We start from the raw sequence: 14,299 nt of genomic DNA, 5'->3' as shown, positions 1-14,299 counted from the left end.
AACACTCACGGCGGGTGCGGCAAAGAAGGCCCCACTTCGAACGAACTGATCGTTGACGCAAGGAAGTTGGCATCCAACGACCGATGGTCACGGCTGTGTCCTGCTCATGGCCGGAGGCCTGCCCTGAGTCGGACAGGGGCCGTACGCTTGTCGCCACCATCGATATGACGGTGCCGCACCATCGATACATGAGTGCTGACTGCTGACTGCTGGTGGCGATCGGGAGGTCACGGGGGTGGAAGGGCGCAGCCCGGCGAGGGTTCGCAACGAATTGGTCGCCGACATCGTCGACGTACTGCAGGAATCGAGCACGGTACGACAGGAGAACAGCGCCGATCTATGGGTGCGCATGCTGAGCGACGAGCTGGAATCCCCCCTGGAGCCCTTGCGCAACGCGGCACTGCGGCCCTGGCTGCTGAACCTGGTGGAGCGCTGCGCGGAGGTCCCCGACGGGCTGCCGTGTCTGGTGCGCTGCCTGAAGTATCTGGAGCAGCAGTCTTCCGCCATTCTGTCGCTGCTGCGCCTGGTGGACGAATGGGAGGCCGTGGACTTCTTCGACGGCGCCGACCTGCACCCCTTGCAGCCCGTCCTGCGGGACATGCGCTCATCGGCCGAACTCGCCACGCTCGCCCGGCGGGCCAGCCGTTCACGCACCCAGGAGTTGCCCGCGTGGTGCGACTCGGGATGGGCAGTCTTTCTACGACTGGCCGGCGGCAACTCCGCCGCGAAGGAACTCCCCGTGAGCATGGCGTTCCTGGCCCTGGCCGCCGATCGGCTCGTGGAGGACGGACAGATGGAGGCAGCGGAGGAACTGCGTCGCTGGAACCGTCAGCAGGCCAGGACGTGGGGGCTCGAGGAGAAGATGACCGACTGGCAGCGCAGCGGTATCGCGCTGCAGGCGCCGCCGCCCATGGTGCCCGCTTATCTGATGATCCAGTTCGAGCCCGACGGAGTGGATCCCGACCGCTATTTCCTCTCGCACTGGCGCCAGTCGGACGCCGAGGGCTGGCATCCCGTACCGGGCGAGACCCTGCACCTGCACCGCGACGACCTGCCCGCCGAGGTCGAGGTCCTCATCGAGCAGACCGAGGAGCGGTGGGCGGACCTGAGACAGCCGGTCGTCCTGGAATTCATCCTCCCGTGGGAATTGCTCGGGGAACCGGTGGAGTGGTGGCACAAGGAGTCCTCGTCCTCCGCACCGACGCCTCTGGTGATGGACTACTCCGTCCTGATCCGCAGTTTCGAGCGCCTGCGCAAGGCCGCCTGGCACCGGCCCTGGCACAAGAAGTGGCGTCAGCTCAAGGAGCAGCCCGCCGACAGCCATTCGTACTTCAACCGCCCCGGCCAGTCGCACTTCCACCTGGAGCGCGAGCTGAAGGAGGACGACCACGCGGTCTGTCTGGTGCTGAGCCAGCCCCCGGGCACCGACTCGGCGGCGAGTCACCAGGAGTTCATGGCGGGCCTGCGGGCGGGGGTGCCCGCGATGATCTGGCACCGGGGCGACTGCGGGGACCCGGCGTTCAAGGAAGCGGTCGCCGAGATGGTCCAGGACAGGGGCCTGTCCAGTCTGGTGTCGCGCGCCGGAAATTGGCGCAAGGAAGCCCTGGCGCTGGGACCCGAGGGCTGGGACAACCACGTGGGGCGCCATCTGGCGATCCTGCTCGACGATCCGGAACGCAGACCCGGGCCGCCCGGCCCCGACCGTGCGGCGGTGACGACTTGACCGGGCCCGCCGGCCACATGTCCGTGAACCTCCCGCACACGGCGAGAGGGGGTGCCGCGCCGTGAACGCGCCGGCCTCCACTGCCGTACGGCCGTCTCCCGCAGGGCGCACGCAGCGCCCCGCGGGGAGCTTGACGTTCTCCGCCGGAGGCACGGCTTCCGCCGCCGGACGCGTGACTTCTAGCACGTTTTCCGTGCGCCCCGGCCCATGCCGCCGTACCCCCTTGCTTGCAGTGCGGGCGCACTGTCACGCTGCGCTTGTGGATGTCACGCACGCCCGCGCTCTGCGGGACTCCGCACAACTGTCCTGGCCGCCACGACGCCTTGAGGGCGCATATGCATGACGACGGAGGACAGCGGCAGGGGCCGGCAACGCGGGCACGTCGTGAGGCCGCGTCCGTTCTCGGCCGACTCGGCCGTGCGAGGCCAGGCCGGTCGGGCCGACAGGAGCGCGCCGAAGCGGTCCTCGTCATCGACGGTCACGTGACGATGAAGGTCTGGGAACAGGCGGTCGACGACCTGGTCGACGAGCTGAACCGCGAAGGCGACTTCACCCGCGTGCGCGTGCTGCGCCTGCGCCGGACCGACGAGACCGACCCCACCCGCCTGAAGCCGCAGGAGAAACTCGCCGACACCGGGGCCAGCGGGGACACGCGCCGCGTGGTCCTCGTGCTCACCGACGGCCTGGCGGCCGGCTGGCGCTCGGGCGCGGTCATGCCCCTGCTCCGTGCCTGGGGGCGCAACTGCCCGGTCGCCGTGGTGCACGTGCTCCCCCAGCAGTTGTGGTTCCGCACGGGTCTCGACGTCTGCCGGGTGCGGCTGCGCGCCCCCCGCGCCTGGGCGGCCAACGCCGACCTCGACTGGGAGCTGCGCGAGGCCCCCATCGAGTCGCGCGACCCGGACGAACCGGAGGTCGAGGGGGACACGGTCCTCGTGCCGGTCCTGGCCCTGACCAACCGCTGGGCCGAGGCCTGGGCCCGGCTCGTCACGGACCCCGAGGCACAGTGGCTCGAGATGTCGGCGGTCCGGGCGCGCGAGTGGAAGCGCAGGCCCGACGCCGCCCGCGCCCTGCCCTGGACGGACGACGTCCCGGACCCGCGCAGCACGGTGCCCGCGTCCGAGCGCGTGTCGGACTTCCGCGCCGGAGCCTCGCCCACGGCTTTCACCCTGGCCACACGCTTATCCGCCGTCCCCTTGAGCATCCCCCTCATCCGCAAGGTCCTGGAGACCACACCGGGAGCGGGCCCCGCGCACGCCTCGGAGCTCCTGATGAGCGGCCTCGTCCGGCCCAGTGGGGAGCAGGGCGACGACATCACGGACGTGGCGTTCTCCTTCGCCCCCGACATCCGCGAGGAGCTGCTGGCGCTCGGCCGCCGCAGCGACACGGCCCGGATACTGCACGACGTGCGCGCACTGCTGGCGGGTGACGGCACGGAGACCGCCTCGCTGCTCCCCTCCCCCGCCGAACCCCTCGACACCCTGGCCATGCCCCGGGTGAACAGCCGCAACATCGGCTTCCTCCGCGTGGAACTCGCCGCGCTGAGAGCACTCTCCGGACGATTCATGCAGCGCGCCGCCCTGCTGGCAGGGGTACTTGGCTGGCACGATCGTCGGTACGCAGTCAGCCTGGAGAAAAGCGGAGGAACCTCTGTCTCTCGGCCCGATCCTGAAGGAGCATCGGCGATGTCGACTACGCCCCAGCAAACGGTGGAGGGGGACCGCACTTCACAGCCGCGCGTCTGGGGAAACCTGCCGCCGAGGAACCCCAATTTCACCGGCCGCACAGAGCTACTCGAACTGCTCGGCGAGCGCTTGCGGGAGGGCACGACCACGGTCCTGCCCGAGGCGATCCACGGCATGGGCGGCGTGGGCAAGACCCAGCTGGCCATCGAGTACGCGTACCGGCACCAGGGCGAGTACGACATCGTCTGGTGGATTCCCTCCGAGCGGCCCGGTCAGATCGGCCAAGCCCTGGTGGAACTGGCCGGGCGCCTGGGCCTGGAGACCAGCACCGAGGCGAACATCGCGGGTCCCGCGGTGCGCGAGGCGCTGCGCGAGGGCCGCCCCTTCTCGCGCTGGCTGCTGATCTTCGACAACGCCGACAACCCCGAGCAGGTACGCCACTACTTCCCCACCGGGGGCAACGGCACGATCCTGGTCACCTCCCGCAACCGGCGCTGGGGCCTGGTCGGCGGCTCGCTCGAGGTGGACGTCTTCACCCGCGAGGAGAGCAAGGAACTGCTGCGCCACTCCGGCCCGCCCCTCCAGGAGGACGAGGCCGACCGCCTGGCGGAAGCCCTGGGAGACCTGCCGCTGGCCCTGGAGCAGGCCGCCGCGTGGCGCGCCGAGACGGGCATGCCGGCGTCCGAGTATCTGCGCCTCTTCGAGAACAAGCGCACCGAGCTCCTGGAGACGTCTCCGCCCCCGGACTACCAACTGCCGGTCGCGGCGGCGTGGAACGTCTCCCTGGACCACCTGGAGACCCGCAGCCCCTCGGCCCTGCGCCTGCTCCAGCTCTGCTCGTACTTCGCGCCGGACCCGATCTCGCGGTCCATCTTCTCCGGCCTCGGGAACAGCAGCATCTTCCCCGAGCTGGACGCGACGCTGAACGACCCGATGCGGCTCGCGCGCGCCATAAGGGAGGTCAACCGCTACTCCCTGGCCCGCATCGACCACCGTACGAACTCCATCGAGATGCACCGCCTCGTCCAGCTCGTCCTGAACAACCGCATGACCCCCGAGGAACAGGTCCGCATGCGTCACGGCGCCCACACCCTGCTGGCCGCCGCCGACCCCAAATCTCCGGTGTCGCCCGCCAACTGGCCCCGGTACGCGGAGCTGTACAGCCACGTCATCGCGTCCGAGGCGGTCAAGTCGGACCAGCCCTGGGTGCGCCAGCTCGTCCTGAACGTCGCCCTGTACCTCTACCACTGGGGCGACCACGACGTGGCGCTCGACTTCTCCGAGCGGGCCTGGGCGACCTGGCGGGAGGTCTTCGGCGAGGAAGACCAGATGACGCTCATCATGGGGCAGAAGCTGGCCTTCTTCTACTGGAGCGTCGGCCGCCACCGCGAGGCCGCGGCGCTGGTGGCCCAGATCAGGGAGATCTACGAGCGCACGGCCCCGACCGACCGTGAGGACGCGCGCGAGGACGCCCTGGACGCGATCAACCTCGAAGCGGCCGTGCGCCGCGTCGAGGGCGACTTCGCCCTCGGCGCCCAGCTGGACGCCACGGTGTACGAGCGGGCGCGCAGGGCCTTCGGCGAAGAGGACCCGACCACCCTGAACACCGCGCACAACCTCGCGGTGAGCCTGCGTCTGATGGGGGACTACCGCCAGGCGTTCGAACTGGACCAGCAGACCCTCACATTGAAGCTGCGGGTGCTCGGACAGGACCATCAGCAGACGCTGCACACCGAACTCAACGTCGCCATCGACATGCGCGAGACCGGCGACTACGTAGGCGCACGCGCCCGGCAGGAAGCCGTCCTGAACGCCTACCGCGAGGTCTTCGGCCGCGGCAACCCCGCCACGATCGAGACGATGCGCCAACTCAGCGAGGCCTGCCGCAAGGAGGGCGACCACGCCAAGTCCCTGGAGCTGGCCACCGACGCCAGCGCCCGCTTCACGCGCCGGTACGGCGACACCCGCCCCCAGTCGCTCTCCGCGGCCCTGACGCTCTCCATCGCGCTGCGCGAGAACGGCGACCTCGACGCGGCGCGCGAGCGGGGCGTCAAGGCCTGCCGGGTCTACCGCGACATCTTCGACCCCAGCCATCCGCACGTGCTGGCCGCCGACATCGACCTCGCGGTGACGCTGCGGCTCCTCGGGCAGCCCGACGAGGCGCGCCGGCTCGACGAGGCGGCGCTCTCCTCCCTGACCGAGCGGCTCGGCCCGGGGCACCCCATCGCACTGGCCTGTGCCATCAACCTGGCCAGCGATCTCGCCGCGCTCGGCGACGAGGCGGCGGCCCGCGTGCTCGGCCAGGAGACCCTGGAGCGCTGCCGGTTCACGCTCGGCGAGGACCACCCCACCACGCTGGCCTGCGCCATCAACCTGGCGGCTGACCTCATCGCCCTGGGCGAGGAGGCCGACGGCAATACGTTGCGGGCCGACACACTGGCGCGGATGGAGCGCGTGCTCGACGAGCCCCGGCTCCGCACGGCGACCGCGGCTCCGCACCCGGCCACCGTCCAGGCCAAGGCGGGACAGCGGGCCAACTGCGACATCGACCCCGTACCGCTGTAGGCCGCAGGGGCGGGGGCCCGCGCCCTCGCCCCGCTAGCTCTCCTGCGCCTCGCCCCGCCCCAGCCAGCGGGCCAGCTCGACCGGGTCGGCCCCCTGCCCCGTGACGTGCTCCAGCGCGCTCTGCACGGCGCAGGCCCGCTCCGGGAAGTGGCGCAGGAGACGGGACGCGTCCCGAAGCTCCGGCGTATCCGCGATGGCCCGCCCCAGCCCCGCCCAGGCGGCGGACGGCGGCTGCTTCCTGCCGAGTTGGGCGAGGAAGGCCTCGCGCGCGCCCGGCAGGTCGCCCCGCGCCAGGAGGAGGTCGGCGGCGCAGGCACCCTCGACCGCGCTCGGGTCGGCCGCGGGGTCACCGAGGCGGTAGCGGGCCAGGACGGCCGCGGTGTCGAGGTAGCGGGTCTCGGCGTCCGGGACCAGCTTGGGCCGCACGGCGAGCGCGGCGGGAGGCCGGTCCGCGCCACGCCGCCAGGCCCAGACGGCGTCCTCCACGGCCGCCGCGGGCGGCCGCAGATGGTGCGCGCGCCAGCGGGCGCGGTGGTCGTCCGCCGCCTCCTGGGCCAGCGCGAGCTCGGCGGGCGGCACCGGCTCGGCCATCCACTGGAGGCATCGCCCGCGCAGCGCGCCGAGGAGCCGCCGCCCCAGGGCGGTCAGGTGTTCGTGGCGGTGGACGAGCTCCACGGTGGACGACACCTGGGCGCGCCACAGCGCGAACTCGAAGTGCGCCATCGGAGCCTGCGCGGCATCGGCCGCATGCCGGTGGACGCACCAGAACCGGGCGACGCCCGCGAAGGCGTAGATCCCCTGGAGCAGCCCGCTCAGCGGCCGCGGATCGTCCCGCCAGGGAGCGTAGAACAGCTGCTCGCGGGCCCCCTTCGGGGCCGGTGGCGCGCTCAGCGGCCCCAGATGGATCAGACCGCCCAGCTTGGTGTGCTGGAACTCGTGCACCAGCGTGGCGGCGAGCTGCGCCACGTCGTCGGGCCGCGACGCCATGACGCCGCCGAACGCGTCCCCGGCCGTGACGCTGTGTGGCCGATACCTTTCCCTGGCCGGCGTGGGGGCCAGCGACATCAGCCCGACGCGCATCGCCTCCGCGCTCTCCGGCTCGTCGCGCCGCAGGATCTCCCACGCGTCGCTGATGAGGTCCTGCCAGGTGCGCGCCTCGGCGGCGGACAGCAGGCGGGGCGGGCTCGGGTGCGGGAAGGTGCGGTAGGGGTCCAACTCGTCGAGCACCAGGAACTTCCCCGATCCCGTGCCGTCCAGTTCGAGGCGGCGCACCGCGTGCCAGCCCGGCGCGGCCCGCGACCACGGGGGGCCTGCCGTCACCGTCTCCCGGCCGCCGGTGATCCGCAGCAGTCCGTCCCGCGCCTGAACCTGCGCCGTGCCCCACGGCTCCGTCGCCTCCGCGAGCACCGCGCAGCCCAGGGTGGGCAGCGGCACCCGGCCGTGGCGGACCGGAACGGTGAGGGTGAAGTCGAGGCCCGCGCGGGCGGCCGCCGCGGCGGCCAGCGCCGACAGGTGCCCCACGACCACCCACAGGGGTGCGTCCTCGTAGGCCGTCGCGCCCCGCATCCTGCGCAGGGCGAGCGACAGCCACATGCCGGTGTGCGGACACATCAGGATGTCCTCGAAGGCCTGCGGCGCCTCCCGCTGGGCGCGTCCGAGCAACGACCAGGCCGCCCCGTGCGACATGGGGTCCGTCCCCGCGGGCTGCGCCGGGTCGCCCCCGCTCAGGCCGTCGGCAAGGGCCCGCAGGAGCAGCAGGCGCCGGCTGCGCTCTGCGGTGAGGAGCTCCTCCACAGCCGCTCTGCCGCCCTCGCCCCGCGCGAGCGCGAGGACGCTGGGCGCCGAAAGCCGGTGGAACGTCAGGCCGTTCGCTGCCCCGCGGCTATCCGCCATGGGTGCTCCACGGCGCGCACACGGCCGCTCCCACCGTGTCAGTCGAAACGGGAGGGGCTGTACGACATGGTGACGGCGCGGGCGTCGTCGATGTGGCGCAGCAAGGGCTCCAGCGACCCGGCGATGGCACTGCCGTCCATGGAAAGCAGCGCTTCAAGAGAAACCCCCGAGAGATCTACGAGATCGGACTCGACGGCAGGCATCGATTGCTCCACGGCTGCCAAGTCCCCTCCCGCGATTCCGTGCATGCGCAGTCCCTTTCCCCCTCATGATGACCCAGCACGGCACGCTGCGAAACCCCGCATCCGAGCCGTGCCCGACATCAAGTCAGCAGTAACGCTTGGCCAGTTGAGCTGCTTCACGGTCGACGCGTGCTACTTCCACCGACCGTCCCTCCAGGAGACGGACGGTCTCCAGGAGCTGATCGAGTGTGCCCCGGTAGCGCAGACAGGTGCGCACGATGCCGTAGATGTCCATCCTGAGCCGGGAGTCCCGCGGCCGGTTCGCGGCGATCTCCGCGTCGATGCTGGAGAGCACCAGACCCAGGCCGTTCGCGTCCCCCAGCGAGGGGATCTCCACCAATGCGTCGACCAGCCCCACGAGTTCACGCAAGGGCAGGTCAGAGGGGAGATCGGCCAGGCTCGCGGGGACCGTCGCACCCTGCGGACCCGCCGCGGAAGGCAGCCCTCCACGCACGGGCAGACCGGCCTCCCGGTGGAGCTGTTCCAGCGCGGCCGACGAGAGCACGTCGTACCAGCGCTCCACCCTGCTGGCCGCGAGCCGCCCCAGCCCGTCCGAGCGGTGGTGGGCACTGATCACACCGATCACCGCGCCGCCGGACCAGACCACCGCGCCGGACATTCCCTCCCAGGGGGAACGCCCGGGTTCGGGGTCCGCGCGCGGTGCGAGAACGGCCAGTTCGAGTGTGCCCTCGCGGCGGTTGGACAGCACGGAGACGGTCCCCGAGGCATGGCAGGAGTCGCGGTACTGACTGGGAGCGCCGTCGTCGAGAAGCCGCATGCCGTCGTCCCGCAGCTTGAATCGGGGAAAGCCCATCGCGCTGACGGGCAGCACCACGTCGGTCTCGGGCACGGCCGCGTAGCGAGGACTCCCGACGCTCCCGGCACCGGGCGGCGTCGTCATGGTCTCCGTCGTCATGATCTCGAGGAGCGCGACATCCGCGGCCTCGGCGAGCAGCACGACGCGAACGTCGGCGCTCCACTCCCCCGGCAGATCGGCGTCGAAGCGCACCCGCACCGATGCCACGGGACCGGTGACCACATGCGCGGCCGTCAGCACGGTCCTGTCCCCCACGCGGTATCCGGACCCGCGCCGGCCGGGCTCGCGGCCCTCCGTCTCCACCAGCACCTCGGCGACCCGCGACGCCTCAAGACCCCCTGGAACCGACATGAGGGCCGGGCTCAGCGCTCGCGTGCGGTCTGGTCACCGCGGACCCAGGGCCGCTGATCGGTGCCGCGCACGCGGGGTTCCAGGCTGAGGGTGACGCGATGGGTGGTGCTGTTCGTCTGCTGGCCGGAGGCGCCTGCCTCGACGACCCAGAAGCGGATCCTGCCGTCCGCGGTGCCCGACCGCTGGACGGCGAACTCCGCCTCCAGCTGTACGGGGCCCAGCTCGAAGCGCAGCTCCTCGTCGTCCGCCGCGGCCATGGCGGCGGCGAGTTCCCCACGTAACTGCGCGATCATCTCGGCGAGTTCAATCACGCCGAGCCCCTACCCCCGGCGTGTCACCTCCACACGGTGGGGGCGACACGGGGAAACCCGCAGGGGCCGGCCGGCACGACTACGGCCGGCCCCTGGCAGGTTCTCAGCCGTTGCCGGCGCCGTTGCCCGACAGGACCGGGATGTCGGAGAGGATGTGCGACAGCGGCTCGTCGCCCTTCGCCTGCGTGGAGTTCTCGGTGCACTGCTGGTTCTGAGGCGCCGACAGGACCGGGATGTCCTGGACTCCGACGTTCACGAGCGCGACGAGCGACTGGAGGTTCGCCTTGACCGGCAGGCCGACACAGGGCTTGTTCAGCGAACCCTGGACCAGCGTGAGCTGGGGGCTCTGGTTGCCCTTGGTCGCGGAGTTGCCGAACGCCGTCTCGGCTCCGTTGCCGCTCAGGGACGTGGTGCCCGAGTCGTCACCGATCGCCATGGCCTGGGGGGCCATGCCCGCCGAGATACCGGCGACGGAGGCGGCAATGGCCGCGGATGCCAGGAGCTTCTTCATTTTGATTCCCTTCAAGAGCGGGCTCCGTTGGCAGAGCCGCGCGATGATGAACTGCCTGATCGGTCGATGGTTTCGGCCTTTGCCCCGGCTGGCCTAGTAATCAGACGGCCGTCAACGGCACTCCAAGGTGTCGCCCCGGACGGTCGCCGGGCTGCCGAAACGCGGCGGATCGCTCAGCCTGGCCTGCGAGTTGACGGGCGTCAGGGCCCGATCCTTCTTGAGGGCGCGGAAGACCTTGTCGGCCTTGGCCCTGTCCCACTCCAGCGCGCCGTTCAGGGCCGTACTGAAGCCGCTGATCGGCACCGTGGTGAACTCCGTGGACGACGCCGGGAGCCTGCCCAGATCGGCCGCGAGCGTCAGGATCTGCCGGGTGCTGAACCCCCGGTCGACCTTCGCGGAGCCCACCAGCGACCGGCTCAGCCGCGCCGCCCTGACCGGGTCGGCCAGCACGTTCTCCGTACGTACGCTGCTCATCGCGGCGATCAGGAAGCGCTGCTGGCGCTGGATCCGCCCGAAGTCGGCGCTCATGTCCACGTGGCGGGAGCGCACGTACTGCAGGGACCGGCCGCCGTTGAGCAGATGGCTGCCGGGGGCGAGGTCGAGCTTCGTCGTCCTGTCCTTGAGGGCGCGGGGCGTGCAGACCCGCACGCCGCCGACCGTCTCGACGCTGTCCATGAAACGGCGGAAGTCGAGCTGCAAGTACCGGTCCACGCGGACGCCGGTCATCGCCTCGACCGTCCGCACGGACAGCGCGGGACCGCCTTCCGCATAAGCCCCGTTGATCTTCCCGGGGTGGGCCGGGCGCTCTTCTCCCGTGGCCTCGTCACGGTGCGCCGGAATGTCGGCGTAGGAATCGCGGGGAAGGCTGACGACGCTGACGCGGTCCCGGGCCTCGGAGACATGGACCAGCATGAGCGTGTCCGTGCAGTTGCAGGCGACTCCGCCCGCGTGGAAATCCCGCTTCTCCTTGCGCGTGATGGTGTCGCGGCCGTCCGTCCCCATCAGGAGGATATTCGTACCGTTTCCCTCGTTCGGTCGATTCCTCATGTCACCGAAGACATCGACACGTTGGACAGGAAGAGGCAGCGCGGTGGCATTCCCCGTCGCAGCGGCGGCGATCAGCAGGACCGCCGGAATGGCGAGGCGCAGCCGTCGTGCCCGCCGGGATCCGGTCGGTGAGTAGAGGTGAGTGAGCAAGCTGATCTCCGCTGCGGGGGTACCGGGACGAAGAAACGGTAAACCGCTCGACGGCACTCCATGGCGTGGGAGTTCGCGGCGCGCACGAACAACAACTCGTTCGCCCTAAGCGTTCGGTTTCGCCTGATCCCGCGACTGGAACAGATCGCTCGACACACGCCGTCGAAGGCGAGGGAATATGGCTGACTTCAAGCAGCAGTGGAAGCGTCAGGGCCTCATCCCCGTGAGCAGAACTTCTCCGGAACGCCGCGTCGAGGATCCCATCTACAGTTCGTTGCAGGATTCTTGGGAAAGGCAGGGAAAGACCGTTCCTGGCCGCCCCGATCAGGAGTGGCAGGCTCTCATGTCACGCGATCCCTGGCCACGGGGCTGAAACCCGGGCGGAGTTGAACACGACAGCGGGCCGCCGGTGGACGGCGGCCCGCTGTGCGATGCGTGGGGAGATCAGCCGTTGCCGGCTCCGTTGCCCGACAGGACCGGGATGTCGGAGAGGATGTGCGACAGCGGCTCGTCGCCCTTGGCCTGCGTGGAGTTCTCGGTGCACTGCTGGTTCTGCGGGGCCGACAGGATCGGGATGTCCTGGACTCCGACGTTCACGAGCCCGACGAGCGACTGGAGGTTCGCCTTGGCCGGGAGACCGATGCAGGGCTTGTTCAGCGAACCCTGGATCAGCGCCATCTGCGGGCTCATGTTGCCGTACGTGGCGGAGTTGCCGTAGGCCTGCTGGGCGCCGTTGCCGCTGAGCGACGTGGTGCCGTGGTCGTCGCCGATGGCCAGCGCGGACGGAGCTGCGGCGGCGGACATGCCGACGACGGAGACGGCAACCGCGGCTGCAGCCATACCCTTCTTGATCACAACTAATTCCCTTCTGGAGAAACCCCGTTCGCCGGAGCGTGCTGATTAACGCAACGCACCACCCTTAGTTGCTCCGGTTCACTCCATTGGCCCAATACGGGGCGGGTACGGACCCCAACCGAGTGAAGCCCCGAAACTCAAACTCCTGCGGACCGGTTGGGCAGCGCGCAGTGACTCGAGCTTCTGCCAGAAAAGGAACAGACAAAATGATGAAGAAGGCTATGGCCACGGCGGCAGTTGCCGTTTCCGTCGTCGGTATGTCCGCTGCCGCGGCCCCGTCGGCACTGGCCATCGGTGACGACCACGGCACGACCTCCCTGAGCGGCAACGGCGCCAAGCAGGCGTACGGCAACTCCTCGACGCACGGCGACATGAGCCCCCAGCTCTCCCTCGTCCAGGGTTCGCTGAACAAGCCCTGCATCGGCCTCCCGGCCAAGGCGAACCTCCAGTCGCTCGTCGCGCTCGTGAACGTCGGAGTCCAGGACATCCCGATCCTGTCGGCGCCTCAGAACCAGCAGTGCACCGAGAACTCCACGCAGGCGAAGGGCGACGAGCCGCTGTCGCACATCCTGAACGACATCCCGGTCCTGTCCGGGAACGGTGAGTTCAACGGCTGATCTGCCGGTGTGAGGCCGCTCGGGCTGCCTGCCTTCTTCAAGGCCTGGCAGCCCGAGCTCCTTCGTTTTTGTATGCGGTAATTCGGGTGAATTTACTGAACGGGCGGAACCAGCGGTTTCTTCCGCCCCCTCAACTCGTTTGCAGACTGCAGGTCATGGTGCGAGACGTAAATGGAGTTTCGCTCGGTTTCGACTGCCAGATCGGCATGACCACAGAGAAGGGAACATCTGTGAAGCACAAGAAGAGCGCAACGATCATTGCTGGTGTCGTGATGGCCATGAGCATGGCGGCCCCCGCGTTCGCCGACGCCGGCGCCGAGGGTGCGGCCGTCGGGTCCCCGGGCGTTCTCTCCGGCAACGTCGTCCAGGTTCCGGTCCACGTTCCGGTCAACCTGTGCGGCAACAGCGTGAACGTGATCGCCCTGCTGAACCCGGCGTTCGGCAACACCTGCGCCAACGTCTGATAGCACCCAGCTCACCAGGCTGATTCATGGCCGGCCTTGGACTGTCGCTTCGACTCCAAGGCCGGCTTTCCACTTGCTCAGAGAGAAGACGAACTAGATGCGACAGGTCATTGGTAAAGGGATGCTCGCGACCGCGGCCGCGACCAGCATCCTCTCCCTGTCCGGCGGCTCGAGCGCGTTCGCCGCGGGCGCGGACGCCGTGGCGACGGACTCGCCCGGGATCTTGTCGGGGAACAGCGTGCAGGCCCCCCTGGACGTGCCGGTGAACGCCTGCGGCAACACCGTGGACGCGGGCGCCGGACTGAACCCGGCCTTCGGCAACAACTGCGCGAACTCCGAGGCCCCTTCGAAGGGCCACGCGAGCGCGCCGCACCGGGCGACGCCGCCGAAGAGCGCGCCGCACCGGGCGACCCCGCCGAAGCACGCGGCCCCCAGGGAGGACCGCGGGTACGGCGACGCCCCGGACACGCACGCGCCCCCGGCGTCGCACGCGGACACGCACCCGGGCCCGCAGCACGCCGACACGTACCCGGACACGTACCCGGGCACCCAGTCGGTGGCCCAGGGCAGTGCCACGAACTCGCCCGGTGTCCTGTCGGGCAACAACGCACAGGCGCCCGCGGACGTCCCGGTCAACGCCTGCGGCAACACCGTGGACGTGATCGCCCTGCTGAACCCGGCGTTCGGCAACACCTGCGCCAACGGAGCGCCCGCGCCCAAGCCCCCGCGGCAGGAGACGCCCCCGCAGCACGAGACGCCTCCCTCCCACGAGACGCCTCCGCAGGCCGGTGAGCCGCCCGTCGACCGCGCCGTCCCCCAGCCGCCGGTGCGCCCCACCGTGCCGCCGCAGCACGTCGCGTCCTCGACCGACCGGGAGATGCCGTCGGTGGCCCCCGCCGCGCGGCACGCCGCCCCTCAGCTCGCCGAGACCGGTAGCGACCAGGACCTCCTGGCCGCCGCCGCGGCGAGTGCCGCCCTGCTGATCGGCGGAGGAATCCTCTACCGCCGCGGGTTCGCCTCATCCGGCCGCTAGCCGCCCGGACATGCCGCTGGCGGGGAAGAGACACCCGA

The 14,299-nt window shown here is 70.5% G+C and carries 12 protein-coding genes; 5 read left to right on the top strand and 7 right to left on the bottom strand.

The features are described 5' to 3' along the window. Positions 1 to 271 precede the first annotated feature (271 nt). Both ACZ6ZP_RS26800 and fxsT read left to right on the top strand, forming a co-directional pair. On the top strand, positions 272 to 1,723 hold the full coding sequence (locus tag ACZ6ZP_RS26800; protein ID WP_351163352.1) for a VMAP-C domain-containing protein: 1,452 nt from the start codon (positions 272 to 274) through the stop codon (positions 1,721 to 1,723). 263 nt (positions 1,724 to 1,986) lie between these two features. Beyond that, entirely contained in the window at positions 1,987 to 5,970 is a 3,984-nt protein-coding gene (fxsT, locus tag ACZ6ZP_RS26795; RefSeq protein ID WP_469408702.1) for an FxSxx-COOH system tetratricopeptide repeat protein, read from the top strand. Between the two features lie 33 nt (positions 5,971 to 6,003). On the opposite strand, the gene ACZ6ZP_RS26790 is transcribed toward fxsT, so the two are convergent. From ACZ6ZP_RS26790 to ACZ6ZP_RS26760, 7 genes are all read right to left on the bottom strand, one after another. Then, positions 6,004 to 7,863 carry an HEXXH motif domain-containing protein gene (locus ACZ6ZP_RS26790; protein WP_469408700.1) on the bottom strand — a complete coding sequence of 620 codons (1,860 nt, stop codon included), beginning with the start codon at positions 7,861 to 7,863 and terminating at the stop codon, positions 6,004 to 6,006. Positions 7,864 to 7,901: 38 nt separating this feature from the next. Beyond that, a complete protein-coding gene (locus ACZ6ZP_RS26785; RefSeq protein ID WP_351163344.1) occupies positions 7,902 to 8,087 on the bottom strand; it encodes a hypothetical protein in 186 nt (61 codons plus the stop codon). 103 nt (positions 8,088 to 8,190) lie between these two features. Then, on the bottom strand, positions 8,191 to 9,273 hold the full coding sequence (locus tag ACZ6ZP_RS26780) for an effector-associated domain 2-containing protein (protein WP_469408698.1): 1,083 nt from the start codon (positions 9,271 to 9,273) through the stop codon (positions 8,191 to 8,193). A gap of 11 nt (positions 9,274 to 9,284) precedes the next feature. Next, entirely contained in the window at positions 9,285 to 9,584 is a 300-nt protein-coding gene (locus tag ACZ6ZP_RS26775) for a trypco2 family protein (protein ID WP_351163340.1), read from the bottom strand. A gap of 103 nt (positions 9,585 to 9,687) precedes the next feature. Further along, positions 9,688 to 10,095 carry a rodlin gene (locus tag ACZ6ZP_RS26770; RefSeq protein ID WP_351163338.1) on the bottom strand — a complete coding sequence of 136 codons (408 nt, stop codon included), beginning with the start codon at positions 10,093 to 10,095 and terminating at the stop codon, positions 9,688 to 9,690. A 111-nt stretch (positions 10,096 to 10,206) separates the two neighbouring features. Then, a complete protein-coding gene (locus ACZ6ZP_RS26765; protein ID WP_469408696.1) occupies positions 10,207 to 11,097 on the bottom strand; it encodes an LCP family protein in 891 nt (296 codons plus the stop codon). A 639-nt stretch (positions 11,098 to 11,736) separates the two neighbouring features. After that, a complete protein-coding gene (locus ACZ6ZP_RS26760; RefSeq protein WP_351163334.1) occupies positions 11,737 to 12,147 on the bottom strand; it encodes a rodlin in 411 nt (136 codons plus the stop codon). Positions 12,148 to 12,353: 206 nt separating this feature from the next. Here ACZ6ZP_RS26760 and ACZ6ZP_RS26755 point away from each other — a divergent pair, with 206 nt between their 5' ends. The 3 genes from ACZ6ZP_RS26755 to ACZ6ZP_RS26745 all read left to right on the top strand — a co-directional run bounded on the left by ACZ6ZP_RS26755 (position 12,354) and on the right by ACZ6ZP_RS26745 (position 14,261). Continuing rightward, positions 12,354 to 12,764 (top strand): rodlin, encoded by a 411-nt coding sequence (locus ACZ6ZP_RS26755; protein ID WP_351163332.1) that lies wholly within the window; start codon positions 12,354 to 12,356, stop codon positions 12,762 to 12,764. A 206-nt stretch (positions 12,765 to 12,970) separates the two neighbouring features. Beyond that, positions 12,971 to 13,228 (top strand): chaplin, encoded by a 258-nt coding sequence (locus ACZ6ZP_RS26750; RefSeq protein ID WP_383821045.1) that lies wholly within the window; start codon positions 12,971 to 12,973, stop codon positions 13,226 to 13,228. A gap of 121 nt (positions 13,229 to 13,349) precedes the next feature. Further along, the gene (locus ACZ6ZP_RS26745) at positions 13,350 to 14,261 is read left to right on the top strand and encodes a chaplin (protein WP_469408695.1); all 912 of its coding nucleotides are present in this window, start codon (positions 13,350 to 13,352) and stop codon (positions 14,259 to 14,261) included. Positions 14,262 to 14,299 lie beyond the last annotated feature (38 nt).

It is taken from the genome of Streptomyces sp. NPDC054047, assembly GCF_055585065.1.
This window is presented reverse-complemented; position numbering and strand designations above follow the sequence as displayed.